General features: G+C 45.2%; 24 protein-coding genes and 1 pseudogene. 10 read left to right on the forward strand and 15 right to left on the reverse strand.

What is annotated here, in order from left to right; genetic code table 11:
• Positions 1-13 precede the first annotated feature (13 nt).
• From ACVW0P_RS04155 to ACVW0P_RS04180, 6 genes are all read right to left on the reverse strand, one after another.
• Complete coding sequence (locus tag ACVW0P_RS04155; RefSeq protein ID WP_457130968.1) at positions 14-337, reverse strand: hypothetical protein; 324 nt, start codon at positions 335-337, stop codon at positions 14-16.
• A gap of 139 nt (positions 338-476) precedes the next feature.
• Entirely contained in the window at positions 477-1,577 is a 1,101-nt protein-coding gene (gene lepB / locus ACVW0P_RS04160) for a signal peptidase I (RefSeq protein WP_457130969.1), read from the reverse strand.
• 66 nt (positions 1,578-1,643) lie between these two features.
• Complete coding sequence (locus tag ACVW0P_RS04165; RefSeq protein ID WP_457130970.1) at positions 1,644-4,688, reverse strand: GH92 family glycosyl hydrolase; 3,045 nt, start codon at positions 4,686-4,688, stop codon at positions 1,644-1,646.
• Between the two features lie 174 nt (positions 4,689-4,862).
• A complete protein-coding gene (locus ACVW0P_RS04170) occupies positions 4,863-5,642 on the reverse strand; it encodes an amidohydrolase (protein ID WP_457130971.1) in 780 nt (259 codons plus the stop codon).
• A gap of 59 nt (positions 5,643-5,701) precedes the next feature.
• Positions 5,702-6,847 (reverse strand): methionine aminotransferase, encoded by a 1,146-nt coding sequence (locus ACVW0P_RS04175; protein ID WP_457130972.1) that lies wholly within the window; start codon positions 6,845-6,847, stop codon positions 5,702-5,704.
• A gap of 64 nt (positions 6,848-6,911) precedes the next feature.
• Positions 6,912-8,162: a TPR end-of-group domain-containing protein gene (locus tag ACVW0P_RS04180; RefSeq protein ID WP_457130973.1), complete on the reverse strand. Its 1,251-nt coding sequence runs from the start codon at positions 8,160-8,162 to the stop codon at positions 6,912-6,914.
• A 114-nt stretch (positions 8,163-8,276) separates the two neighbouring features.
• Here ACVW0P_RS04180 and ACVW0P_RS04185 point away from each other — a divergent pair, with 114 nt between their 5' ends.
• The 4 genes from ACVW0P_RS04185 to ACVW0P_RS04200 are packed head-to-tail and all read left to right on the forward strand — an operon-like array spanning position 8,277 to position 11,147.
• Positions 8,277-9,248, forward strand: a complete 972-nt coding sequence (locus tag ACVW0P_RS04185) for an ABC transporter substrate-binding protein (RefSeq protein ID WP_457130974.1) — start codon at positions 8,277-8,279, stop codon at positions 9,246-9,248.
• Positions 9,248-10,114: an ABC transporter permease gene (locus ACVW0P_RS04190; RefSeq protein WP_457130975.1), complete on the forward strand. Its 867-nt coding sequence runs from the start codon at positions 9,248-9,250 to the stop codon at positions 10,112-10,114. The genes ACVW0P_RS04185 and ACVW0P_RS04190 overlap by 1 nt, the downstream gene beginning before the upstream one ends.
• Complete coding sequence (locus tag ACVW0P_RS04195; protein WP_457130976.1) at positions 10,111-10,860, forward strand: ABC transporter ATP-binding protein; 750 nt, start codon at positions 10,111-10,113, stop codon at positions 10,858-10,860. The genes ACVW0P_RS04190 and ACVW0P_RS04195 overlap by 4 nt, the downstream gene beginning before the upstream one ends.
• 38 nt (positions 10,861-10,898) lie before the next feature.
• Complete coding sequence (locus ACVW0P_RS04200) at positions 10,899-11,147, forward strand: hypothetical protein (RefSeq protein WP_457130977.1); 249 nt, start codon at positions 10,899-10,901, stop codon at positions 11,145-11,147.
• Positions 11,148-11,317: 170 nt separating this feature from the next.
• On the opposite strand, the gene ACVW0P_RS04205 is transcribed toward ACVW0P_RS04200, so the two are convergent.
• Entirely contained in the window at positions 11,318-12,625 is a 1,308-nt protein-coding gene (locus tag ACVW0P_RS04205; protein WP_457130978.1) for a PQQ-dependent sugar dehydrogenase, read from the reverse strand.
• Positions 12,626-12,915: 290 nt separating this feature from the next.
• On the opposite strand from ACVW0P_RS04205, the gene ACVW0P_RS04210 reads away from it, so the two are divergent.
• Entirely contained in the window at positions 12,916-13,887 is a 972-nt protein-coding gene (locus tag ACVW0P_RS04210; protein WP_457130979.1) for a hypothetical protein, read from the forward strand.
• Between the two features lie 79 nt (positions 13,888-13,966).
• Here ACVW0P_RS04210 and ACVW0P_RS04215 read toward each other — a convergent pair whose 3' ends face one another.
• From ACVW0P_RS04215 to ACVW0P_RS04225, 3 genes are read right to left on the reverse strand one after another with little or no spacing between them, the layout of a single operon-like run.
• Positions 13,967-14,608 carry an aldo/keto reductase gene (locus tag ACVW0P_RS04215; RefSeq protein ID WP_457131148.1) on the reverse strand — a complete coding sequence of 214 codons (642 nt, stop codon included), beginning with the start codon at positions 14,606-14,608 and terminating at the stop codon, positions 13,967-13,969.
• Complete coding sequence (locus ACVW0P_RS04220) at positions 14,581-14,916, reverse strand: aldo/keto reductase (RefSeq protein WP_457130980.1); 336 nt, start codon at positions 14,914-14,916, stop codon at positions 14,581-14,583. Before ACVW0P_RS04220 ends, ACVW0P_RS04215 begins: the two co-directional genes overlap by 28 nt.
• Positions 14,916-15,149 carry a hypothetical protein gene (locus ACVW0P_RS04225; protein WP_354430330.1) on the reverse strand — a complete coding sequence of 78 codons (234 nt, stop codon included), beginning with the start codon at positions 15,147-15,149 and terminating at the stop codon, positions 14,916-14,918. Before ACVW0P_RS04225 ends, ACVW0P_RS04220 begins: the two co-directional genes overlap by 1 nt.
• 175 nt (positions 15,150-15,324) lie before the next feature.
• Between ACVW0P_RS04225 and ACVW0P_RS04230 the strand changes: the two genes are divergently transcribed.
• The 5 genes from ACVW0P_RS04230 to ACVW0P_RS04250 all read left to right on the forward strand — a co-directional run bounded on the left by ACVW0P_RS04230 (position 15,325) and on the right by ACVW0P_RS04250 (position 18,797).
• Complete coding sequence (locus tag ACVW0P_RS04230) at positions 15,325-15,561, forward strand: helix-turn-helix domain-containing protein (protein WP_457130981.1); 237 nt, start codon at positions 15,325-15,327, stop codon at positions 15,559-15,561.
• A gap of 207 nt (positions 15,562-15,768) precedes the next feature.
• Positions 15,769-16,701 (forward strand): MBL fold metallo-hydrolase, encoded by a 933-nt coding sequence (locus tag ACVW0P_RS04235; protein ID WP_457130982.1) that lies wholly within the window; start codon positions 15,769-15,771, stop codon positions 16,699-16,701.
• A 24-nt stretch (positions 16,702-16,725) separates the two neighbouring features.
• Positions 16,726-16,968 carry a DUF3820 family protein gene (locus ACVW0P_RS04240; protein WP_457130983.1) on the forward strand — a complete coding sequence of 81 codons (243 nt, stop codon included), beginning with the start codon at positions 16,726-16,728 and terminating at the stop codon, positions 16,966-16,968.
• A 137-nt stretch (positions 16,969-17,105) separates the two neighbouring features.
• Positions 17,106-17,759 (forward strand): peptide-methionine (S)-S-oxide reductase MsrA, encoded by a 654-nt coding sequence (gene msrA / locus ACVW0P_RS04245; RefSeq protein WP_457130984.1) that lies wholly within the window; start codon positions 17,106-17,108, stop codon positions 17,757-17,759.
• A gap of 438 nt (positions 17,760-18,197) precedes the next feature.
• Positions 18,198-18,797: an AAA family ATPase gene (locus ACVW0P_RS04250; protein ID WP_457130985.1), complete on the forward strand. Its 600-nt coding sequence runs from the start codon at positions 18,198-18,200 to the stop codon at positions 18,795-18,797.
• Between the two features lie 56 nt (positions 18,798-18,853).
• Here the strand turns inward: ACVW0P_RS04250 and ACVW0P_RS04255 are convergent, their stop codons facing one another.
• The 5 genes and pseudogenes from ACVW0P_RS04255 to ACVW0P_RS04275 form a co-directional block, all read right to left on the reverse strand.
• The gene (locus ACVW0P_RS04255; protein WP_354427529.1) at positions 18,854-19,957 is read right to left on the reverse strand and encodes an AI-2E family transporter; all 1,104 of its coding nucleotides are present in this window, start codon (positions 19,955-19,957) and stop codon (positions 18,854-18,856) included.
• A complete protein-coding gene (locus tag ACVW0P_RS04260; protein ID WP_457130986.1) occupies positions 19,957-21,060 on the reverse strand; it encodes a glycoside hydrolase family 130 protein in 1,104 nt (367 codons plus the stop codon). The genes ACVW0P_RS04255 and ACVW0P_RS04260 overlap by 1 nt, the downstream gene beginning before the upstream one ends.
• Positions 21,061-21,062: 2 nt before the next feature.
• The gene (locus tag ACVW0P_RS04265; RefSeq protein ID WP_457130987.1) at positions 21,063-21,809 is read right to left on the reverse strand and encodes an HAD-IIB family hydrolase; all 747 of its coding nucleotides are present in this window, start codon (positions 21,807-21,809) and stop codon (positions 21,063-21,065) included.
• A gap of 5 nt (positions 21,810-21,814) precedes the next feature.
• Positions 21,815-22,786, reverse strand: a complete 972-nt coding sequence (locus ACVW0P_RS04270; protein WP_457130988.1) for a type I phosphomannose isomerase catalytic subunit — start codon at positions 22,784-22,786, stop codon at positions 21,815-21,817.
• 10 nt (positions 22,787-22,796) lie between these two features.
• A pseudogene (locus ACVW0P_RS04275) lies at positions 22,797-24,056 on the reverse strand (DUF2254 domain-containing protein).
• Between the last annotated feature and the right edge of the window lie 2 nt (positions 24,057-24,058).

Genomic DNA, 24,058 nt, shown 5'->3' on the forward strand with positions numbered 1-24,058 from the left:
AACCAGTCGAATATCAACGGGAGACAGGGTGCAAGTGCGCAGCCGAGTAATTGTTGAACAGATTATTAAAAAGTGCCTTTATTTTATCAACGAAACTTTGGTTGATTTTCGCAGGTTGCTTCATCAGATCTTGGTAACCAGAATTGTTATCCGGGTTATCTTCACCTTCCATTTCCTCCAGCACAAACTGTCTCACACCTGCGTCACGGTTAATGATCTCGTCCATTTCGGTTAGGTCGCGTAGGGTAGCCTCGCCGTTCCCGCGCTTTTTCCAAAGAATTTCAAAGCGCTCCTGCGACAGTGTGCGCCTGATAATAAACTTACCGTTTTTACTCATAACACTGCAATTGGCATAACCTGCTACAAAGCAAATGCCATTTTCATAAATAACTGATATATGATAAATTAAGTGACAGTATTAAATTAAGTCGGGCGGTTTTATTACACGAAGTGTTCGGTTGCGTGCAATGTTAGGTTTAATTTATAGCCCTTAAAACCCTGTTCCAACGTACCTGGTTCAATGCGCTTTGTGTGCTGTCGATACTCATCCAGGTTATCATGGCTTTACCTACAATATGGTCTTCCGGTACAAAGCCCCAAAAGCGCGAATCTTCCGAATTATGACGGTTATCGCCCATCATCCAGTAATAATTCATTTTAAAGGTATAGGTAGCGGCCTTTTTACCATTGATGACAACGGCGGCTCCGTCGCGGGTAACTTTATTAAGTTCGTAAACCTCTATAGCGCGGCCATAAAGGGCCATGGTAGAATCGTTAAGCTGGATGGTAGTACCGCGTTTTGGGATCAGTAACGGACCAAAATTATCTTCGTTCCATTTAAATTTTTCGTTATGCGGGAAAATCTGCGGACTGTATTCGCCTTTGGCTTCAATAACTTCTTTTACATTTACAATATTAGAGTAACCTTTAAACTCGCTTAAACTGGCAGGAGGGATGATCATCTCGTAGCTGTTAGGCGCATATTGGTACCTCACATCTATTTTAAGGTTGCTTATCATTTCTGGATTAAGATCGGCACCTGTGGTAGTTACCATATAGGATGCCTGTGCCTTTGAAGCATTTTTAACTACTTTGCCATTGGCGTAAACCTGTGAATCTTTAATTTCTATAACATCGCCGGGGGTGCCAACACAGCGCTTTATAAAGTGGGTGCGCATATCAACCGGGCGGTCTGGGCCTTCGGCAGGATAATTAAACACAACCGGGTCACCTTTTTTAACCTCACCTAAACCCGGCAGGCGATAGTACGGCAATTGTAAACCGTCCCAATAGGTTTTAATTTTAGCGCCTGTAACGGTAGATTCTAAAAACGGAATTGATATCGGCGTAATAGGCATCCTTGCGCCATAAGCCATTTTACTCACAAACAAATAATCGCCGGTTAGCAGGCTGCCTTCCATAGATGCGGAAGGAATAGCATACGCTGAAAATAGCAAACCGCGAATGATGGTAGAAGCTATCAGCGCGAACAATATAGCATCGAGCCACTCACGTGCCGCACTTTTTTTCGGTTTGCTCTCGTCTTTCTTTTTGCGTGATAAAAATTTCCAGTTCATGTCGGTGAGGTTTATATTTAAAGCGTTTTGATATTTGACTACCTATCAAACAGTTTGTTACATCAATTATTCCACTGTTATTTCATCGGCAAAGATGTACGACGGACTGCCTTTGCTCTCGTGCCATTCGGGCAATGCGCCAAACTGTTTAGCTATCACTTTAATATACCTCGTTTTTTTATTTATCGGCCCGGTATATTGCTGGGTTTGTGGTTCAAGTTCTTTTACATCAATTTTACTGTTTACGGTGGCGGCCAGTTTGTAATTTTTGCCATCCTCAGATAACCAGTATTCCACTTTACTGGGAAAAACTATCCATGAACGGGTATCTTGCAAAGCGCCTATGCTAATCTGTTTAACAGGCTTTACCTGGCCTAAGTCGATTATGGCTTCCATATCTTTGCCCTGATAGCCCTGCCAATTGCCCAATCGCCAGTTGGCTGTGCCGTGGATGCCGTTTATCAGCGTTTCATCGCCCTGTGCCGAGTAATTTGACAGGTATTTGTTGGTAAGTGTAAGTTTGATATCACCGCGTATTTTGGTGAAGGAAGCAACATCGACAAAACTGCTTTTACCATTCCGTATAGCTATTGCTTTTACAGTGGTATTCACCAATATATTAATGGGTTTGCTGTATTGCGTAGATGTAACGGTAGGCGTACTGCCATCAAGCGTATAGTAAATTTTGGCGGCGCTATCGGCACAACCTATCTCTGCCGTTATAGCATTTTTAAACGTTTTAGTGCCCGATGTAACGTATGGGTTGGGCACTATCAATTCATCGTTGATAGCAGAGGTTGGCCTTTCCAGTTCCTGCATAAACAATTTGTTAGCTAATGAACCTGTAAAAACTTCAAAATCACCGCCTTTTGCCACGTCCTCATAATTCAAGAATAGCTTGTTATATGGCTTTCTATCAAGGTTCATACCCTGCACATAAAAATTACCGCGGCCAACGGTTGCACCCGGGTTGCTGATGGTGAACTTTTTACCATTCTCCAGGTTGATAATGATCTTTGAGAATTGCGGCGCGGTTATCTGGTACTGCTGCTGCCCCGGCGCTATATTATAGATCCCAAGCGAACTCATAATATACCAGGCCGACATCTGCCCGCAATCTTCATTACCTGATAAACCATCGGGATTGGCACTGTACTGCTCACGCAAGATCTTGTTCACATAATATTGCGTTTTATCGGGCGAATTGGTGAAGTTGTACAAATACGCGATGTGGTGGCTCGGCTCGTTGCCGTGCGCGTATTGGCCTATTAGCCCGGTAACATCATCCTGCTGGCGGCCGCTAAGTTTGGCGTTTGTGCTAAACAATTCATCAAGTTTGGTCTCAAGCGCCTGCTTGCCCCCAAGGCTTTTTGCCAGTCCTTCAACATCCTGCGGCACAAGGAAGCTATACTGCCAGGCATTGCCTTCGGTATAGTTATTATTGATTTCGGTAGGTTCGAAAGGGGTATACCAACCGCCGTTATCGCGAGCCTGCATAAAGCCGTTTTGGTCATTATGGACGTTCTTCCAGTATTGCGCGCGTCTAATATACTCGGCATATTCCTGTGGCTTATTCAACATTTTAGCCATCTGCGCTATACACCAATCATCAATGGCATAATCCAACGTTTTGGCTACCGACTCATGCTCTACATCGGCGTTTACAGCTCCGGTAGAGCGATAATTATCTAACCCGAACTGGTTGCGGTTAACTGCAGCCTTCATCGCTGTAAAAGCTTCTTCGGCGTTAAAATCGCGGATACCTTTGGCGTAAGCGTCCACAATAACAGGAATGGAATGGTTGCCCACCATGCAGTAGGTTTCGGTAGTAGCCAACGGCCATATCGGTAACAAACCACCTTGCTCATAAACGGCAAGGAAAGTTTTTATAAAATCAAGCGTGCGTTTACTGTCGATGATGTTCAGTAATGGGTTTTCGGCGCGATATGTATCCCAAAGAGAAAATGCCGTGTAGTAGTTAAACCCATTGGCGGTGTGGATTTTTTGGTCCATACCGCGGTACTGCCCGTCAACATCGTTATAAATACTTGGTGCTACAAAGCAATGGTACAATGCCGAGTAAAACATTACTTGTTTTTGCTTTGCATAATCAAGAACCTCCGCCTTTTTATTTCCTTTACCGCGCGCGGCAGGCGAATTATAACCGTAAGGGTTATAAACCGAGTTGGCCTCCTGCTGCTGCGAAAGGGCAGGAGCGCCGCCCTCCACCTGAATCTTTGATAACTCCTCGTTCCACGCAAGTTTGGACGCCTTAACAACCTTTTTAAAGTCGAAATCGGGCATTTCCGTGTCCAGATTTTTTAATGCACCATCGGCACTTACCGATGAGATGCCAACTTTTGAAAGTACCACGCCCGGGTCATCAAATTGGATGTACATCTTCACATTTTTCCCATGCACTTTCTTTTGCCCTTGTTTTAGCTCGTCGTTCAGCGCTATACCATATGATTTAAAGGGCTTAGAGAACTTAGCGTAGAAGAATAAGTGCTGATCTGTAGCCCACGATTTTGAACGGCGAAACCCGCGGATCTCATGGTCATTAACAACCTCTATCCAGCTATCGAGCACTTCATCCCGGTGTTGCAAGTCGATGATAATATTGCCTTGTTTGGCGTCCTTGTAATCGTATTTGTGCAAGCCTGCACGCGTGGTGGCAGTAAGTTGTACAACAATGTTGTACTTGTCAAGTAGTGTAGTGTAAAGGCCGGGGGATGCTGTTTCGTTTTTCTTTTGGAAACCCGAACGGTAGTCTGTATTTTTTAGTTGAGGTTGGCCGGTGGTGGGCATAAAAAGCACATCGCAAAGATCGGCGATGCCGGTACCGCTCAGGTGGGTATGCGAAAATCCGTAAACAACTGTATCAGTATAATGATAGCCCGAAACGCCATCCCAACCCTCTAAACGTGTATCCGGACTTAACTGTATCATACCAAAAGGGGCCACCGCGCCGGGATAAGTATGCCCGTGGCCACCCGTACCTATAAACGGATCAACAAATTGGGTAAGGTCCTTTTTTTTCTTTTGGGCCGATGCAGTAAACACGGCAAACAAGGACAATACAATTAAAACACCACGAACGATCAATCTCATCTACAAAACGGTTTTTAGCTTACCGCAAAATAGCAAGATTAGTATAGAAATAAAAGGGCTTTATTATTTTGTCATGCGGAGGTACGAATCATCTAATCACCGGCATGCATAAAGTACAATAGATCTTTCACTATCGTTCAGGTATGACAAAACGCACAGTAAAGTAAAGTCAAATTAATCCTCTATCGTAAACCTGTCCGCATCCTTTAGGAAAGGCAAAGCACGGCGGGCTTTATTAACTTCGTCTCCAATGATAGAGAAAGTGTAAACATCTTCTTCATCGCGTTTGTAATAAACCACGTTACCGTTAGGGTCGATACAGGTGGAGTCGCCGGAGTGGTAAACTTCGTTACCATCGTGGCCAACACGGTTAACACCTATAACATATGCCTGATTCTCTACCGCACGTGCTGGGATAAGCGTACGCCAGTGCAGGGCGCGTTTTTCGGGCCAGTTGGCTACTATCATCAGCATGTCGTAATCCTCATCTACATTGCGCAACCAAACCGGGAAACGCAGGTCGTAGCAGATAGCAGGGCAGATTTTCCAGCCGTTAAGTTCAACTATTAGTTTTTTAACGCCGGGCGTGTAAACGGTATGTTCTTTACCCAAAGCAAAAAGGTGACGTTTGTCGTAATGTTCGTGGCTGCCATCGGGGCGTACCCAAAGCAGGCGGTTGTAGAACTTGCCGTCCTCTTTAATTATAATGCTACCTGTAACCACCGCTTCGTACTTTTGCGCGGTTTTTTGCATCCATTGCATGGTTTTACCGTCCATTGTTTCGCCAAGTGCTTCCGCATTCATGGTGAAACCTGTGTTAAACATCTCGGGCAGGATGATGAGGTTGGTTTTTTCGCGTATTCCGGATAATCGCAACGAAATATTTTGCAGGTTCTTATCTGTGTTTTCCCAAAATAAATACCCCTGGTATACCGTAATTTTCAGATTATCCATATATGCATTGCTTTTTATAGGTACCGGCAAATAATTAATATGTAAATATTGCTGTAAGATTAAACCTTAATCAATCTATCAACGGCTTTATCAAGCGTTTCTTGCCTTTTGGCAAAACAAAATCTTAGTACGTGCCGGTCTGTCCCTTTCCTGTAAAACGCCGAAACAGGGATCGCCGCCACCCCGATCTCTTTTGTTAAACGTGTAGCAAAATCGGTATCTTTTTCATCGGTAATGGCATTGTACGTAACCGACTGAAAGTATGAACCCGAACATGGCAGCAACTCAAACCTGCTATCTTCTAATCCTTTACGGAAATGATCGCGCTTTTGCTGGAAAAAATCCGGCAGGTTAAGGTAGTTGTTTTCGTCCTTTAAATATTCGGCAATGGCGTATTGTAACGGCGTATTTACGCTAAACACCAAAAACTGGTGTATTTTCCTGAACTCGGCCATTAGATAAGCAGGAGCGAGGCAATAACCCATTTTCCAACCCGTGGCGTGGAAGGTTTTACCGAACGATGCCACGATCATGCTTCGCTGCTGCAATTCGGGGTAGCGGGCCATGCTGTGGTGTTCCTGCCCGTCAAATACAAGGTGCTCGTAAACTTCGTCGCTCAGTATCAATATATCCTGGTTTTTTACCAGGGCGCTTAACTCGTCTATATCCTCACGGCTCAAAATTGTAGCGGTGGGGTTATGCGGCGAATTAAGGATGATCATTTTTGTTTTATTGTTGACAAGCCTCTTCACCATATCCCAGGCAATGCGATAGTCGGGTGGTTCAAGCTCCAGTGACTTTACCACGCCGCCCATCAGTTTTATAGCAGGGGCGTAGCAATCGTAAGCAGGCTCAAACATGATCACCTCATCGTTTGGGTGGATAACCGCGCTGATGGCTGTGAACACGGCCTGTGTGCCGCCCGCGGTAATGGTTATTTCACTTTCGGGGTTGTATTGCGCCCCGTAAAGCTTTTCTGTCTTGATCGCAATTTGCTCGCGCAGTGCCATAACACCTGCCATTGGGGCGTATTGGTTATGGCCGTTTTGCATGGCCTTGTGTACAAGCTCTACCAGTTTGGGCGAGCAATCATAATCCGGGAAACCCTGCGACAAATTTATCGCGCCATATTCGGCAGCCAGGGCCGACATGGTGGTAAATATGTTGGTTCCTGTTTGGGGTAGTTTTGAAATAATAGGTATCATTCAGGGGCTAAATTAACCAATAAACTCTATTATCCTTTAAATGTTTAAAAATGAACGGACTGTTTTACTTACCAACTTTCCAAAAAGCATCGGCATTGTTGGTGCGGTAACGCTCAATAGTAAGGTTAGTATTTTTATTGGTATCTACGCTTTTGTCGGGGCTTTGTTTGAAGTAGTCTACCGGCAAAAGGCTAATGTAAGTGATGGTTTTATCCTTATCGCGGGTTTCGTAGTTGTATTCGTTACGCAATGGGCTATAAACCCTGTACAGGTTTTTGGTCATGTATTTATCCAAGTAATCGGCCTTGGTAACCCTCATTCGGTTGTTCCAGTTGGCATCGTCGTTAATAAACAATGGCTGGTTTTTTATCAAGCGTTCGCGCACTTCGGAAACGCCTAACAGGTTGTTATTTTCATCTTTTACATAGGCGTTATTTGTGGGATCCATCCAAACCCATTTGCTTAGGGTTGGCAGGTAAACCACATTGATCACGTGCGAATCATAATCAACATTCAAACTATCCTTTGGGAAACAATACACCTTGCGAGATTTCCAGCCCATAGCCAGGTAGCATTCGTTAAGGGTAGTAGCCAGTTCACCACAAGATACCCCAACCTTTTTAGCGGTTGCTTTGCTGATGATCTCGTTAGCATTGATTATGGTGATGCCGCTTTCGTGCTGCCCGTCGTGGTTAACGGTATTGTGTACCCATTTTAAAATGGTTATGGCTTTTGATGCCTCGTCGCTGTTACCGGCAATAGAATCCAGCTTAAAATTTTTGCGGATGGCTACCAAATTGGCATCACTTGCCGATTGATAAGTAAATGCCGGCAGTTTACGCGTATCACCCGGATTAAATTTTTCTGCCTTTTGCAGGATGTATTTATAATCTCCTACAGAGCGCATAGCCTCGGCAATCTGTTTAAATTTTTGTTCGTTTTTGATGTTGGCAAAATCGCTATCCTCCATCAAATGGTTGTAGTTGAAGTAACCATAACGCACCGCGCTATCCAACGCGTTAAACGCTTCTTGCTTTTTGTTGATGAGCGAATACAGGCAACTGACATTGTACCAGTTATTGGTTAAGTAACCCTTAAACATACTTTTATCATCAGCATTTAGCTGTTTGTATTTGCCCGTTAATTCAGTCATCAGCTTTAGGGCTTCGGCGTCGGCGCGTTTGTCGTAAGCTTTTTGGATCAGTCCGCTCTGGTTATTGGCGAAGGCGTCGAAAGGATTTTTGAGAGCGTTTTGGGCAAACAAGCTGCCTGCCGAAAAAAGTAAAACTGCGGATAAGGTAAGTTTTAGTTTCATAAAGGTTGTTAGGGTAACAAATGTAAGCGAATACCGCATTTAAGACGGTTGTACGTATCAAAACGTTGCATTTTAATGTTTTTCTTTTTTGGGTTGATTATCTACCTTAGTATCATGAAATTTCTGCGGATCTTACCCTTAATTGTTTCGGCTATCATCATCACATCCTGCTCATCATCCACTAAAAACAATATCCCGGTTGTGGGTTTTGTGGAAGCGCTTGATGATGCCACTTTAGCACAAGCCAAAGTTGGATTTGCAGATGCATTGAAAAAGAATGGTTTCAGCGAAGAGCAAAAAACGGTGAAGATAGAATATCGCAATGCCCAGGGCAGCATCCCTACACTTAACCAGATCGTGAATTATTTTGTGTCTGAAAAAGTCGACCTGCTGGCAACCTCGACCACATTGTCCACCGTTGCGGCTATCCAAAAAACTAAAACCATCCCTATCTTCCAGATGGTATCGCCTACTCCCGAGCGGATGAAAGTAGCCGATGCGAAAGGTAACGGCCCGGCAAACCTTTTTGGCACCATGGAAGAGTTGAATTACATAGACACCTCGTTCGCTGTGATCCCGAAATTGCTAAAACCCAAAGGCGCGCAATTGACCATCGGAATGATCTACAACCAATCGGAGCCACAATCTGCAGATGCCCTGCAACGCATCCAGGGGTTGGCTACTAAGTTGAACGTTAAGGTTATCGCCCTGCCGTTAAATTCATCTGCCGACGCGCAGTTGGTTACGCAGGCATTATTGGATAAAAACATCGACGCGTTTTTCGCTAACCCGGATAATACGGTGTTTGCGGCATTTGAAACCATTCGAAAAAGCTGCGACCAAAAAAATGTGCCCATCTTTACCAGCGAGGCCGGCTTAGTACAACGTGGTGCAGTAGCTGCCTTTGGTGCCGATATTTACCAATGGGGTTACCAATCTGGCTTGCAAGCTGCCCAATACCTTAAAACACATAAAATTGATGGCTTAAAGCTGGAGATGGTGAATATCCGAAAGCGTGTTTATAACCCTGCCGTCGCAAAAAAATACAACATCAGCATCCCGGCCGATTTTGAAGCTGTAAAATAATGGACTTTTACCTAACCGCTTTATTGCAGGGGCTTTGCTTCGCGGGGATAGCCTTCGGCATCTACATCTCCATGAAGATCTTTAACATCCCGGATATTACTACCGATGGCAGTTACACCCTTGGCGGCGTAGTAACAGGGGCGATGCTTACGCATAACTTACCGTCTTACCTCATATTGCCGACCGTGCTTTTGGCCGGGGCATTGGCCGGGGCGTTGACGGGTATCATCCACACCAAGCTAAAAATAAACGCCTTACTTGCCGGTATTTTGGTAATGACGGCGTTGTACTCGGTCAACCTAACTGTCCTTGGCCGTTCCAACCTGCCGTTGTTGAGCATGCCTACATTATTCACCGCGGTAAATATCAGCACAAACCCTAACCTGAACGCGCTTTATATATTATCCACTTTTATTATTGTCGTTACGCTAATCATCGGTTACCTGCTCAAAACAGATTTCGGTATAGCCATGCGTGCTACAGGTAACAGTGAACCGATGATCCGTGCCCTTGGCGTAAATACCGACAGGATGAAGATCACAGGTTTAGCTATCGCGAACGCATTGACAGCCCTAAGTGGTTACCTGATTGTGCAGTTGCAGGGCTTTGCAGATATTAATATGGGGATAGGTATCGTGATAGTTGGTTTAGGCTCGGTTATCATTGCCGAAACCATTATCAACTGGCTGCGGATTACATCCGTATGGTTGAGTTTAGTTTTGGTGATGGTGGGCGCGGTGATCTTTCAGTTTGTGCTGGCCCTCACACTCAACATAGGTGTAGATGCCAACTTGCTTAAATTGGTTACCGCTGTATTTGTATTATTGATCGTCGGCTTGCCGCGTTTAACGGGGAGGCAGGCATGATCCAATTGAGCAACATCCATAAAACATTTAACACCGGCAAGCCTAACGAGGTAATAGCAGTAAACAACATTAACCTGCAAATAAATGACGGCGAGTTTGTGGTGATAGTTGGCAGCAATGGTTCGGGCAAAACTACGCTGCTTAACCTAGTTGCGGGCAACATCCTGCCCAGTAAAGGCACCATCAGGATAGATGGTACCAATGTTACCCGCCTGCCCGAATACAAACGCAGCAAGTGGATAGCCCGCATTTTTCAGAACCCTTTATTGGGTACCGCCGCCGACCTGAGCATTATCGATAACTTCCGTTTAGCCGCTCTGCGCACGCAGCCCAAAGGTTTATTTATAGGTAAGAACGAGGCCTTTAAAAAGCATGTGCGTGATAAGGTTGCAACTTTAGGTATGGGGCTGGAGGATAAAATAGAGCAACCCATCGGCACACTCTCCGGCGGGCAACGCCAGGCGCTTACTTTGTTGATGAGCGTAATGGATAGCTGCAAGATCCTGCTGCTTGATGAACCGACTGCCGCACTCGACCCACCATCTGCCGAGCATGTTTTACGCATTGCTGACGGTTTAATAAAGGAATATCAACTTACTGCCATATTGGTTACGCATAATTTAAAAGACGCAGGAAACTTTGGTTCGCGCATTATCCAAATGGGCGAGGGGGAGGTTTTAAAGGACATATCGGGCGAAGAAAAATACAGTTTAAAGCAAACTGACCTATATAATTGGTTTGGATAGATAAATGGCAAAGAAATTGCATTGCCCTTTTTTGTACCATGAAGAACACAACATTTGAAAACATATTCGACGCTTACCAGTTGGTGAGCGGCGCAAAAATAAAAGCCAAAAATCAAGACGAAGTTTACGAACTGGGCCAATACGATGGCACCAAACGCGGCTACGTGCTATACGCATTTGAAGATGGCGTACGTTTTGAAGACTTCAGCGTTATCATATCCGAGAACGAATTGATGAATAATTATCAAATAGAAAAAGGCGGGGCGAGCCAGGATATTGCAGCGTAACAGAATTATAAAAAAAGCGCCATTGCAAGATCAAGATACGAAGCAATCTCGACGTAGGCAGGCACGCCCTGTATAGCAAAGAGATTGCTTGGTACCTCGCAATGACGCGGGGAGATAAAGTAACAAACAAGGCCTCCAATTTGGAGGCCTTGTTTGTTACACAATATTTCTTATTTATTGTAGCTAATCTTGTAGATAGTCCCTTTAGAGTCATCGGTTACGTAAAGCGAACCGTCGGGGCCTTGGGCTAAGCCACATGGGCGGCGTACCGCACTGCCCTTGGCGGTGTTTGCTGCCGAGCCTGAAAATCCGTCGGCAAATACCTCCCATTTCCCATCAGCTTTACCATTTTTAAAAGGTTGGAAAACCACAAAGTAACCCGCCTGTGGCTCTGGGGCGCGGTTCCATGACCCGTGGAAGGCTATGAAAGCACCATTTTTGTATTTCTCAGGAAACTGGTCGCCGGTATAAAAAAGTAAACCATCCGGTGCAAGGTGGGCAGGGTAAGCTGCCGCAGGGCTGATGTATTTATTGGTTGGGTCGCCATCTTTTTTGCCATCGCCACCATACTCAGGTGCCATTATCTTTTTGCTTAATTGCTGATTATAGTAGATATATGGCCAACCCGCGTTGTCGCCTTTTTTGATGGCATACATACATTCGGCAGGTAAATTAGCAGATTCTTTAGTAGTAAACATATCCGGAAAAATGTCGTGCAGTGCATCGCGGCCATGCTGCATCACAAATAGCTGATTGTTTTGTTTATTCCAGTCCAAGCCAACAACATTACGCAAGCCGGTTGCATAACGCAGACCATCTTTGTAGGTCTGGTTCAACTTATCAGCCTTAAATTGCCAAATCCCACCTGCCGAATCAAGGATAGGGCAGCCTGGCTGGCCCATTGAACCTTTTTCGCGGTCTTTAACTTGGCAGGAGTTGGAGTATGCACCGATGTTTACGTATAGGTTACCTGCATCATCTAATACAATCGCTTTAGCTTCGTGCTCGTTACGGCTTATCAAACCTTTAACAATCATTTCCGGTTGGCTGCCGTCAATTACTTCGTTTTTGTCGTTTAATTTATATCGGTAAACATTTTCGTCAGATGAGGCATATAGGTAACCATTTTTCAAGTAGATGCCTGTTCCCCCGAAGTCGCCAAAGCTGGTTTTAACGTCAGCTTTACCATTGTTTTCGTGGAGTACCACAATGCCTTTACCATTTTTAGTTTTACCAAGTTTCACAAAAATATCGCCCTGTGGCGATACCGCAATGTGTCGTGTACCTCCAAGGTTTTCGGCGAGTACGTTAGCGGTGAAACCTTCGGGAAGTGTTAATGCGGCGGACTTAGCTGATGTATCAACGATCGCTGTGGCGCTATCGGCATTGCTTTTTTTTCCATTGCTATTACACGCAGCAAATAATACCGAACCGGCCAGCGCGGTAACGGCTAAAACATAGTTGAATTTATTTTTCATTTTTTTGTGGATGTTTTAACATTGATGAATGGCAGGGGCAAGCCATAAATATTGGTTAGCGAATTTAACTTAATATACAGCACATAGCCAAATCTGTTTGGAGAAAATGTACATTCTGACATCTGTAGCATTTGTAAATACAATCACAAGTCTTTGCAACAATACTAAATTTCGTTTCGGCTAAACAGTTCAATATATAATTCCGATTTGTAATAAATGCTAAATATTATCGATAGCAGGGTTAAACTTTTGTTAACCGGCGTGGTCATAGATGTATAAAATTTAAGGATATGAAAAAGGCAGTTATACTATCAGCAATATTATTAGGGGGCCTGGTTTATAATAGTGCACAGGCACAAATTTCTGTTCACATCGGGTTCAATGTTCCGGCCCGCCGGGTGTATGTACCGGCCCCGCAACCACAGCCGGTAATGGTTTATGATAACGATGAGTTTGACGACAGCGACGACTATTATTACCTGCCCGAAGTTGAGGCATACTACAGCATCCCGCGCCATTGCTACTATTATCAGGATGGTGGCCGGTGGATCTCTGCAGCGTACCTGCCCGGCGCATACCGCAACTATGATTGGCGTACTTCTCAACGTTATGAGATAAGGGGCCGGAGGCCGTACATGCACCACGACCAATACCGCAACCAATGGGGTGGCAACTATAACCGTAACGATTGGAATTGGAACCGCCGTGATAATAACTATGCCGGCCGGAACAATAACAACCGTAACGACTGGAACAAAGGCAACAACTGGAACAAAGGCAACAACCGTAACGACAGGCCGCAAGGTGGCTTTAACCAGCCGGGCCGTGACCGTGGCAACGAGGGTGCATGGGGCCGGCCGCAACAGCCAAACCGTAACGATGATAACCGCGGTGGCGGGCATAATAACCAAGGCAGTTGGGGACAACAGCCGCAGCAGCCCAACCGTAATGACAGGCCGCAAGGCGGTTTTAACCAACCAAACCGCGACCGTGGAAACTGGGGTGGCAATGGTGGCCAACAACAGCCAAACCGTAACAATGACAACCGTGGTAACTGGGGTGGTGGCCAACAACAACCACAACAGCCAAACCGTAACAATGATAACCGTGGAAATGGCGGGCGTGGTAACGGTGGCAACCAGCCATCACAACCAAGCAGGAATAATAACAATGGTGGCAACCGCGGCGGCGATGATCGTACGCAGTTAGCACAAAACAGGGGTGGCTTTGGTGGTGGATCTCACCGCCAGGCAAGGTTCTAAAAATTACCTCCTCAACATATATCAATAACAAAGCCATCCCGGTTATATCGGGATGGCTTTATTGTTTATTTACGATTTCTTAATAGTTGCTGGCTGTAGTTAGTAAGTCGATAGCGTCGCTGTTTAAGTTTAAGTGTGCGGCTTTGGCAAGGTCGTTAAATTGTTTTACAGTTGTGGCACTTGCAATTGGGGCTGTGATACCCGGCCGTGCCATAACCCAAGCCAACGACACCGCGGCAGGGGTAGTGTCATAATCAGCAGCTACTTTATCCAAAGCAGCCAAGATTTTGAAGCCACGGCCATTCATATATTTTTTTACACCGCCGCCGCGCTGGCTTTTGTTAAGGTCGTCCTCAGATCTGTATTTACCGGTCAGGAAACCACTGGCTAACGAGTAATAGGTTATCACCCCAATGTTACTTTCGCGGCATAACGATTCGTACTTTGTTTCGTAATCTTCGCGGTCGTATAAGTTATATTCGGGTTGCAGGGTTTCGTAGCGGGCGAAACCGTTTTGTTCGCTTACTTGTAATGCTTCTTTAAGCCTATCGGCATTGTGGTTTGAGGCACCAATCGCCCTTACCTTGCCTTGTTTAATAAGGTCATTATAAGTTTCGAGTGTTTCAGCTAACGGAGTTTCTTTATCATCGTCGTGGGATTGATACAGGTCGATATAGTCGGTTTGTAAACGTTTTAAAGATGCTTCAACCGCTTTGGTGATAAGGCTTTAGATAGGCCTTTTTTATCATCAGCCATTGGCTTGCCTACTTTTGTGGCGAGGATGATCTTATCGCGCTTGCCGTCTTGTTTAAGCCAGTTACCAATAATGGTTTCAGATTCGCCTCCGGGATTACCGGGCACCCATTTGCTGTAAACATCGGCAGTATCAATAAAATCGAAACCTGCATCAACAAAGGCGTCCAACAGCGTAAACGACGTTTTTTGATCTGCCGTCCACCCAAATACATTTCCACCGAAGCAAAACGGAGATACGGAGATGCTCGATTTACCTAATTCCCGTTTTTCCATTATTCTGAATAATTTATTCCGGTTTGAATTTGTTCTGCCAGTTCATCAACCCATCCGGATAAGTAGGGCTCAGACCCGCCAACGCGTTCCCAGTTGCCGTCCGCATCTTTTGCAATAGTTAATTGCAGTGTTTCATCAAGCGCTTTAAACTCATAGGTGCCATTATTCTGTGTAACCACACCGTTAACCGGTGTATCTGTTCCGGTAAGTACCGCTTCAAATTGCTGTTCCATAATGTTAGTATTTACATTTTCTAACAAGGGGATGCGCTTTGTGTTTGCTTTGTTTATGTCATAAGCGGGTTAAACCAATTCGTGTATAAATGTTATTCATTTTAATGAATAGAAATCCGTGCATCATATTAATACGTTTGTTGAAGATATAAACCCAACACAAAACCATAATATCATGATACAGATCGGAAAAACGCTTGCACTGGCTATCCGCCAAAAAAGAACGCAAATGCATTACTCGCAAGAGTTTATGGCTTTTAAATTAAAGCAAACCCAAAATGCTTATTGTAAGGTTGAATTAGGGCAAACGAAAGTTACCCTCATTAAACTGATAGAGATCTGCAATGTGTTCGAGGTAGATATGAACGATTTTTTACGCCCTGTTATAGCGCCACAGTTAAAAGTTGCATAGCGCCAGCGTTAGGGATTGAAACGGATACCGGCCTTGAGCGCAAGGCCTGCAGGCGTATGAGTGTAAAGCCCAGCCGCAGGCAACGCCCATGTTAGTTTGCCATTATCAGTTTGCATCTACAACCTTTAGTATTAAACTATCTTTAACCCACTAAAACTATTAGCATTAAAGGGCTGTTAACTTTAAAACCAATTAGTTAACAACGTAATGAGTGTAAGATATTTCCAGGTGGCGCAGAATGTGTGGGGAATGCGGCTTTTTTTTGTAAATGTTTATATGATAGCCAATCGCCGCGGTGTTGGCAAGGGTTGGGTGCTGGTTGATACCGGCATTAAAGGCCAGGCAGGTAAGATCATAGCCATGGCCGAATCTATTTTTGGCCCCGGTACCAGGCCGAGTGCCATTGTGCTTACCCACGGGCATGCCGACCATGCCGGTTCGCTCAAAGAACTTTTGAAACATTGGGACGTACCCGTTTACGCCCATAAGCTTGAGCTGCCTTATTTAACCGGCAGATCATCCTATCCGCCCGCCGACCCTGAAGTTGGTGGAGGGTTCATGAGCCTGATATCGTGGATGTGGCCAACCGGCCCGATAAATATTACCCGCAACGTGCGCGAGATAGACCTGCACGACGGCATCCCCGAACTGCCCGAATGGAAAGTGATCCACACGCCGGGGCATACTCCTGGCCATATCTCCTTATTTTTACGGTTGAATACCACGCTGATAGCAGGCGATGCGTTTACCACCACACCAGCTGAGTCGGCATTTTCGGTATTGACTTATCGCAAGCAGGTGAGCGGCCCGCCAAAGTATATTACTACCGACTGGATAGCCGCGGCAAAATCGGTACGGAAACTGGCTGCTTTGCAACCACGAATAGCGGCAACGGGGCATGGTGCGGTAATGCGGGGGCGCGAACTTTCTACAGCGCTAAACTTTTTGGCAAACCGTTTCGAGAGCGTCGCGATACCCAAAACAGGCAGGTATGTTGGCCACGGCGCAATATCCGACGAGAACGGCGTACGGTACATCCCGCCATACAAAGGCACCATGAAGAGAACTGCTGCAATTGCCATAGCAGCATCGGTAGTGAGTTTTTTATTGGTGAGGAAGGCCGGCAAGGTGTGGGGCTAAGCAATATTATTCTACATTTACGCCGTGGAAAATATTGTACCCGACCCGCAGGTTTTAATTGATTGTGTAAACACCCGTATGCCCTTCGGCAAGTATAAAGACACGCTAATTTGCGATGTGCCCATAAGCTACCTGGAATGGATGCACAACAAAGGCGGTTTCCCCGCCGGTAAATTGGGCATGCTGCTGAGCACCGTATTCGAGATAAAAAGCAACGGGGTAGACCAATTGCTGAGGCAGATAAAGTTTAAGTATGGAAGAGCGTGATAAATAATAGTTCATGGTTCATAGTAGCTCATCAAGCGATTATCTATGAACTATTAACCATCCACTATTTTACCTACACATGACCATCCGCCATCACTTCATTTGCGTAAATTATACCAACATATAAACTTATAATTATGAAGATCCTGATAACATATTTGGCGGCCCTGTTAATATTTACAGGTTGTGCCAACGGGCAAACCGGCAGCCGGAATGCTATGGCGCCGATACCAAAACCTGCAGCAGGCGAGGCCATCGCTACTTTTGGCGGTGGTTGTTTTTGGAGCATGAGCGAGGCCATGAGCGAATTAAAAGGCGTAAGCAAGGTAGTATCCGGCTATGCGGGTGGCAAAACCAAGAACCCCACCTACGAGGATGTAAGCAGCCGTACCACCAACCACGCCGAGGTTACCCAAATTTACTACGACCCAAAAGTGATCAGCTTTGCTACGTTGGCCGAGGCTTTCTTTTTTGCGCACGACCCAACCACACTTAACCGCCAGGGCCCGGATGTGGGTACCGATTACCGCTCGATAGCTTTTTACCGTACCGACGATGAGAAGAAGGCCTTGGTTAGCGTGATCAAAAAAGTGAACGGTACCAGGCATTACACTAACCCAATAGTTACGCAGGTAGTACCGTTCAGCGCGTTCTATGCTGCCGAGAATTACCACCAGGGCTATTACCGCACCAATGGCGATAACCCATACATCAGCAGCGTATCCGAACCCAAGGTGATTAAGTTCCGCAAGGCGATGAAAGCGGAATTAAAGCCGGAGTTTTTGAAATAAGGGGGAAGCCTCTCCCCAGCCCTCTACGAAGGAGAGGGAGCTAATGCCTTTAACCCCTTGTTGGGATTATCAAACAATTGCTTTTTAAGCCCTCTCCGAAGGAGAGGGTTTGGGTGAGGCTGACTTACTGTCCCACTTTTAATTGCATAACGCGGTACAAAAATGTAACATGCTGTAAATTAATTGTTTACAAAATCGTAATATTCGGGTTAAGTTAAAGTAACACTTGTAGATTTTTATGGTAAATAACTCTCATACAATTACTTAAACAATTTTATTGCGCTGTCCAATTCATAAAAAAACGGTACACAGTGGGACACCCTGGGACACCTCCATTTTATCCTCAAATTCGCCTTTTTCCGCTATAAAATCCACAATCTATTATAATTTCTTTGTTTAGTAAAGATTATTCTTTATATTTACAGAAATTATAATTTCATGGACGAACCAGATTATTACCAGATTTCACCGACGCGGCGCTTGTACAGGCCGGCGGTGATTGAGGCCATTCGTACACAAGCCTACGAGAGCAAGAAGCGATTGAAAAAACACGGCCTTGACGCAACTGTTTACCTCGACCCGCAGAAGACCGAGCTGCTGTTTGTAAAAACCGCCGGCGAGTGGATGAAGCAGGAGTACGGCAAACCCATGCCGCGCATGCTGCTGGGCGACCTTTGGCTGGAAGGCGAAATGTGCATCCTGTTTGCCGATACCAACCTGGGCAAATCTATCCTTGCCGTGCAAATTGGCAACAACCTGGCGCAGGGCGGCTGCACCCTCAACTTCAACAACAGCCTGGAGTTGCAAACCAGGGTGCTGTATGTAGATTTTGAAATGGGTAGCAAGCAATTCGAGAGCCGCTATTTTGACAGCCAGTGGGGGAGTTTCCCGTTTGGGGAATCGAACACGACTAAAACCCTATTGACTTACAATACTTTATATGGTTATCGATTTACTACGCACCGAATTACTAACCATTATTTGATGCAGACTAATTACAAATCTTACGATTTAAATATACAAAACGACTTAGAATAATGCAAATTCAAAAGTTGTATAACATCTAAAGTCAAATGTTTTCAAAATCTATTGAATTACTTTTTAAACCATGATTTGATTTTTGTTGTCAATGGTTTATCCGGCTTCTTTTCATCGCCATTGCTTATCAGGTAACCATAGGGTTTTAACGGTTCAATATGGTCAAATACAATTTTCAGCATACCTAAAAGCGGAATGGATAGTACCATGCCGCCAATGCCCCATAAAGTATCTCCCAATACTAATACCATAATGGTAAAGAAAGGATTAACATCGACATCTTTACCGACCACTAAGGGTTGTAAAATGTAGCTCTGGATAAACTGCACCAGCCCGTAAGTGATCAGCACACTGATGACCATCGTGCTACCGCCACCCTGTGCTACCGCCATCAGTACTGTCAGAGAGGTTCCCGTAAGATTTCCGACGAATGGAATGATCTCAAGCGTGCCGCAAAGGATGGCGAAAAAGAAGGCATTCTGAACGCCAACAATAGAAAACCCGATGCCATACATCACCCATAAACAAACGATCATTTTGGCCAAGCCCGAAACATAATTCTGCGCTACCCCTGATGCTTCTTCTATGATTGTATTTGTTTTAGCCTGATGCTCCTTTTTAACCAGTTTCAAAATAAAATTCTTAAAATGTTTCCTGGAACTGATGAATAGGAATATGTAGATCAGCACCAGGATACCCGTGGTGAGCGAACCTAAAAATCCTGCAGCAAATGAAGCGATATAGGTAGCCACATTACCGGCACCTGACGAGCCTTGTTTTTTCAGCATTTGATCCTGCTGCTCTTTGGAAACCCCAAACCGGTCATTGATAAGCTGCTGCAATTGCCCGATATATTTATTGGCCTGCTGCTCCATTTGGTCAAGATTAGCCTGTAAATTTGATACCCGCCAGCTGAACAGGAATATCATTAAGCCAATCACTAAAAGCAGCAATAACACACAGATCACCGCACCTACAGTCCGGTTCATCCCTTTTTTTTCCAGCCAGCGGCTTAAAGGCAGAAAAAGCATGGCCATGATCCCTGCTAGTGCTATCGGCATTAATATGCCGGCCGAAAAATACAAACCGGCAAATAAAAGAAACAATAACAGTAAGTATTGAACGGCGCGGGATAACGAGTTAGTTTTTTGTTCCATCATTAATAGTTTTGTGAATGTTCATACCAGTCCAGGTTCTCTGGCAGGTCTAAGCGGGCAACGCCGATTCGGTTATCAGCCATGCCGTAGTAAACATCATAACGGTCGGGCATGCCGATATCATCCCTTCGGTCTATCCCGGTCGGAAATACTACGTTGGCAATCACGCCAACGGTTTCTTCGGGGAGCGTAGGTTCCAAAATGGGTTCAAAAGAACGGAAAGTAATATCGTAAGGATCGGTTTCAGACAAGAACATCAGGCCTGCGGAATATATCAGTTGCTGCTTTTCAAGCGTTGAATTTTTGCTTTCGCTAACACCATGATAACAAAACATCCAGCCAAACCGGGTCATTACAGGCGGTGTGCCCGAACCGATCTTGATTCGCTCCCAATCAAAGACCGGCACCGCCAGCGGACGGTGCGAGGTGAAGGCAGCAGGGTCCCATTTTTCACTTTCCTGCTTCTCCGGGTGGATATGGCAATAGGATAACCAAATACTTTCGTGGTGTTTGTCTAACGCCTTATCCCAGGGGTGCCCCATTTTTTCTTCAGGCGAGGTGCCGGGGAATAACGGCCGGTGCAGCATCCCCAATGCCCGATGCCCGTGTGGGCTTGGGATTTGCATTGGAAAAACACAGGCATCTTTGTTATTGATACCATTGAACGCCATGTTTTCATACGGGAGGTAAGTCGCAAGGCCGATCCGCTCCCATTTAAGCAGATCCTGTGATTGCGCCAGTGCAATACGCGGCCCGTCAGGTGAAAACGCTGTATAGGTCATGATATAACGCTCTAAAGGCTCCACATAGGTCACCCGCGCATCTTCGCAGCCACCCCCGCCATCCGGGCGCTTTTCATAATCAACCTCCGGTTCCAGCGCGATCCCTATACGCTCCACATCAATGGGCTCACCCGCATTATTAAAAAGCACTTTAACAATTCCAATCCGGGAATAATTATCTTTTGTGGCGATCCTGGGGAACAGGTATAAATTACCGTCCCTGCCACGGGCAGCAGCCGGGTTAAGAACGCCGCCAGCTTCCATTGGGTTATTTGGCTCCGGTTCCATCAGGATACCAATCCTTTTTAGTTTCAATGTTTTCATATCTATTTTTGGCAGGCTATAATCGTAGCTATAATCTTTTTGGTTTCCTCAGGATCACGCACTTGTATACAATCCGCACCCGAAGCGCGCGCCGGGAAATCGTTACCGCCCTCAAACAGCGCATCACCGAGAAACAGCATATCAGTTACCTTTATTTTCAAAATATCTCTTAGTTTTCGCATTCCATAAGCCTTATCTATGCCGGGCTTGGTCACATCGATAGAGGTAGCACCACCCAGGTTAATGGCAAAACCGGGGATCATCCTGATTAAAATTTTCCTGATCTTTTTTCGTTTTTCAAAATCCGGGTCCCAGGTTTTTTTGGGTTCCAGCGGGGCTTTTTGTCCCAGCGCCGAAAAGGTGATCTGGCTGTCCCGGTCTTCCACCTGCTCACCCCAAATCTTCTCTGCTTGAACGCTGGATTCGGCTATCGCTTTTTCAAGGGAACCGATGATCTTCTTTTTTTCCTCATCCGTAAAGTTCTCGGCATACAATTGCTTCCAGCCGCTTTCATCAAAGGCATAAAACTTAGTGCCACAGGTAGGCAGAATGGATAAACTGCCCAGGTCGGTGCCCGCAGGCAGATGCCCGATCACCTGTTTTTCAAACTGCGACCAATCGCCGCCGGATATAATGGCAACCCTTGCAACGGTTAACAATTCAGTAAACAATCCGGCCATCTCCGGGTCTATAGCCGCTTTACTTTCAGCCAGCGTGCCATCAAGGTCAAATACGATCAGTTTTTTCATAGTTATTATAATGGAATACCTATCTCCAAAAGTTCAACATTTCCTGATGGTTCAAATACACATTTACCTGTTTGAGCAGGCAGCAAAAAAACCTGTCCTTTGCATATGTCAAAAACGTCCTTTTCGAAATTCAATTTGCCGCCTCCGTTAATGCAGACTAATATCCTTGGTTCGTTTGCCTCACCAACTGTAAACCCATTAAGGCCTTCGTGCTTCCAGACGATAAAGTGATCCGACCTCAATAAAACCGGCGGCTTGTTACTTTCAGGCTTTACCGGGCCTATGTCTGTTTGGCTATAATCCACACAGGCCATCGCTTCTTTTACCTGTAATTCCCGTAGTTTTGCGGTCTTTTTATCGGTGCGGTCCCAGTCGTATAACCTAAAAGTGACATCACTGTTTTCCTGCACCTCGAAAACAACCACGCCATCCAAGGTATGCACCGTCCCTGCTTTAATGAGTACACTATCGTTCAGATCCGGTTTAAAACTATGCAGGTATTGTCCAACAGTTTTCTCACGGATCGCTTGCGTTAGCTTTTCAGGCGTAGTGCCCGATTTTAGTCCGGCGTATATCAGGCTTTTTTTACTGGTTTCCAGCACTACCCAGGCTTCTGTCTTACCATTTTCGCCTTTCGGGATATATTGCTTTTGGTTATCATCAGGATGAACCTGTACCGAAAGCACATCATTACAATCCAAAAACTTAAGTAACAGCGGGAACCGTTGAAACTTTCCTGCAAATTTGCCCATCAAGCCTTTTTCATCAGCTTTGATCAGGTCTACAATGGATTTTCCGGCCAGATTGCCTTCCGCCACTAAACTTGCATGGTCATCCCGGTCGCTCAGCAACCACGCTTCGCCAACCGGGCCGTCCGGTAAAGGTTCAGCCAACAGTTGCTCTAAATTCCGGCCGCCCCAAAGGCGATACTGATATATTGGTGCGAAACGCAATGGATAATAATTAAGCTTTGTCATTTTCGGGCTATTAAATACTTTTTACCAGCGGGAGTTGACCCGAGGTTTCTGTTACGTTTTGATCTATTTTTTCAAGCATACCTGCTAATAATTCTTTTTGACTATCGGCTGGGATTATCTTTATCAATTGTGTCAGGATACTATACAGCCCCTGTTGAATATACCGGTCATTTTTTCCGTAATCCCATATCGGGTAAATACAGACAGCAAAAAGATCTTCAAAAGTTCGGTCGGTCAATATGATACTTCCTTTGTCATCAGGGTGCTGAATACACAATTGAGGATGATGCCTTGACCGGTAAGCGAACAGGTCTGCCAGTGCGTGAAGGCTTAATACCGCAGTTTCCGGGTCGTTAATCCCGGGGCTTAAAGCCTTTAAAGCCACCTCTGCCAGTTGATGAAAGCCGTAGTATGCATTTTGAGTTACCGGCTGGCCCGAATAAAAATCAAGCGTTAGCAACAGGTCGCCTTTACAATCATCAGAAAGGGGCTTACCATACCATTTAAGTATTGGTTGCCCGACAAGCAAATAAGTACCCGCCGGGTGTATCAGTTGCACCGTACCACTGTTTTCTCCAATAAACTTCAATAACGACCTTTGATCAAAACCCTGGAAGGTGCCTGATCTTTGGGTTAACAATACTACAGGCTGAGTAGCGGGGAGGATAATATTTTCAGAGATATCAACAGTACAGATTTTTTGAAGCGATGCCAGTGTTTGGTGGTGCACCCGTTCGATAATGGTCTCGAACTTGACCGACTGTGTCACGTAATGCAGGAAGTAGATAAACACAAAAATATCAATTACCGTAAGCGCCACCAATAAGTAGATACTTAAGGCGGGGACATAGATGCCGGATTCGATATCCCTGATGGTGCTGAGTAAAAAGAGTGAATAAACGATAGTACCGATATAAGTACCCAGTACCAATTGCTGAAAGCGGTTACCGATCATGCTTTCCAGCATACGGTTACTCATTTGTGAGGCAGCCTAGTTCAGCAGGATCATCACCATAGAGAAACTGAAAACCATCAGAGAAATGATGCCACCTGCAATAGTGGATACAATGCTGCGGGCGGTGCTGGCATCCTTTAGCCGTATCCAGCTGTAATTAGACTTGATATGCTTACCAGTTTCCGAAAAATCAAGCTCCAGCATTAGCCAGGAAAGCACTAAAAAGCCAATGGCAATAAGGGCAGGGTAAAAAGCAATACTGGTGACAATTTTATTATAAGTGCCCCGCAGCCATTTGGTAAAACGGTTACTCATTT

This window comes from Mucilaginibacter sp. UYNi724 (assembly GCF_054057495.1).

What these genes read in the sequence shown, in the direction of transcription:
- ACVW0P_RS04155 (WP_457130968.1), bottom strand. Translation starts at nt 337, where the DNA reads ATGAGTAAAAACGGTAAGTTTATTATCAGGCGCACACTGTCGCAGGAG.
- lepB (WP_457130969.1), bottom strand. Translation starts at nt 1,577, where the DNA reads ATGAACTGGAAATTTTTATCACGCAAAAAGAAAGACGAGAGCAAACCG.
- ACVW0P_RS04165 (WP_457130970.1), bottom strand. Translation starts at nt 4,688, where the DNA reads ATGAGATTGATCGTTCGTGGTGTTTTAATTGTATTGTCCTTGTTTGCC.
- ACVW0P_RS04170 (WP_457130971.1), bottom strand. Translation starts at nt 5,642, where the DNA reads ATGGATAATCTGAAAATTACGGTATACCAGGGGTATTTATTTTGGGAA.
- ACVW0P_RS04175 (WP_457130972.1), bottom strand. Translation starts at nt 6,847, where the DNA reads ATGATACCTATTATTTCAAAACTACCCCAAACAGGAACCAACATATTT.
- ACVW0P_RS04180 (WP_457130973.1), bottom strand. Translation starts at nt 8,162, where the DNA reads ATGAAACTAAAACTTACCTTATCCGCAGTTTTACTTTTTTCGGCAGGC.
- ACVW0P_RS04185 (WP_457130974.1), top strand. Translation starts at nt 8,277, where the DNA reads ATGAAATTTCTGCGGATCTTACCCTTAATTGTTTCGGCTATCATCATC.
- ACVW0P_RS04190 (WP_457130975.1), top strand. Translation starts at nt 9,248, where the DNA reads ATGGACTTTTACCTAACCGCTTTATTGCAGGGGCTTTGCTTCGCGGGG.
- ACVW0P_RS04195 (WP_457130976.1), top strand. Translation starts at nt 10,111, where the DNA reads ATGATCCAATTGAGCAACATCCATAAAACATTTAACACCGGCAAGCCT.
- ACVW0P_RS04200 (WP_457130977.1), top strand. Translation starts at nt 10,899, where the DNA reads ATGAAGAACACAACATTTGAAAACATATTCGACGCTTACCAGTTGGTG.
- ACVW0P_RS04205 (WP_457130978.1), bottom strand. Translation starts at nt 12,625, where the DNA reads ATGAAAAATAAATTCAACTATGTTTTAGCCGTTACCGCGCTGGCCGGT.
- ACVW0P_RS04210 (WP_457130979.1), top strand. Translation starts at nt 12,916, where the DNA reads ATGAAAAAGGCAGTTATACTATCAGCAATATTATTAGGGGGCCTGGTT.
- ACVW0P_RS04220 (WP_457130980.1), bottom strand. Translation starts at nt 14,916, where the DNA reads ATGGAAAAACGGGAATTAGGTAAATCGAGCATCTCCGTATCTCCGTTT.
- ACVW0P_RS04225 (WP_354430330.1), bottom strand. Translation starts at nt 15,149, where the DNA reads ATGGAACAGCAATTTGAAGCGGTACTTACCGGAACAGATACACCGGTT.
- ACVW0P_RS04230 (WP_457130981.1), top strand. Translation starts at nt 15,325, where the DNA reads ATGATACAGATCGGAAAAACGCTTGCACTGGCTATCCGCCAAAAAAGA.
- ACVW0P_RS04235 (WP_457130982.1), top strand. Translation starts at nt 15,769, where the DNA reads ATGAGTGTAAGATATTTCCAGGTGGCGCAGAATGTGTGGGGAATGCGG.
- msrA (WP_457130984.1), top strand. Translation starts at nt 17,106, where the DNA reads ATGAAGATCCTGATAACATATTTGGCGGCCCTGTTAATATTTACAGGT.
- ACVW0P_RS04250 (WP_457130985.1), top strand. Translation starts at nt 18,198, where the DNA reads ATGGACGAACCAGATTATTACCAGATTTCACCGACGCGGCGCTTGTAC.
- ACVW0P_RS04255 (WP_354427529.1), bottom strand. Translation starts at nt 19,957, where the DNA reads ATGATGGAACAAAAAACTAACTCGTTATCCCGCGCCGTTCAATACTTA.
- ACVW0P_RS04260 (WP_457130986.1), bottom strand. Translation starts at nt 21,060, where the DNA reads ATGAAAACATTGAAACTAAAAAGGATTGGTATCCTGATGGAACCGGAG.
- ACVW0P_RS04265 (WP_457130987.1), bottom strand. Translation starts at nt 21,809, where the DNA reads ATGAAAAAACTGATCGTATTTGACCTTGATGGCACGCTGGCTGAAAGT.
- ACVW0P_RS04270 (WP_457130988.1), bottom strand. Translation starts at nt 22,786, where the DNA reads ATGACAAAGCTTAATTATTATCCATTGCGTTTCGCACCAATATATCAG.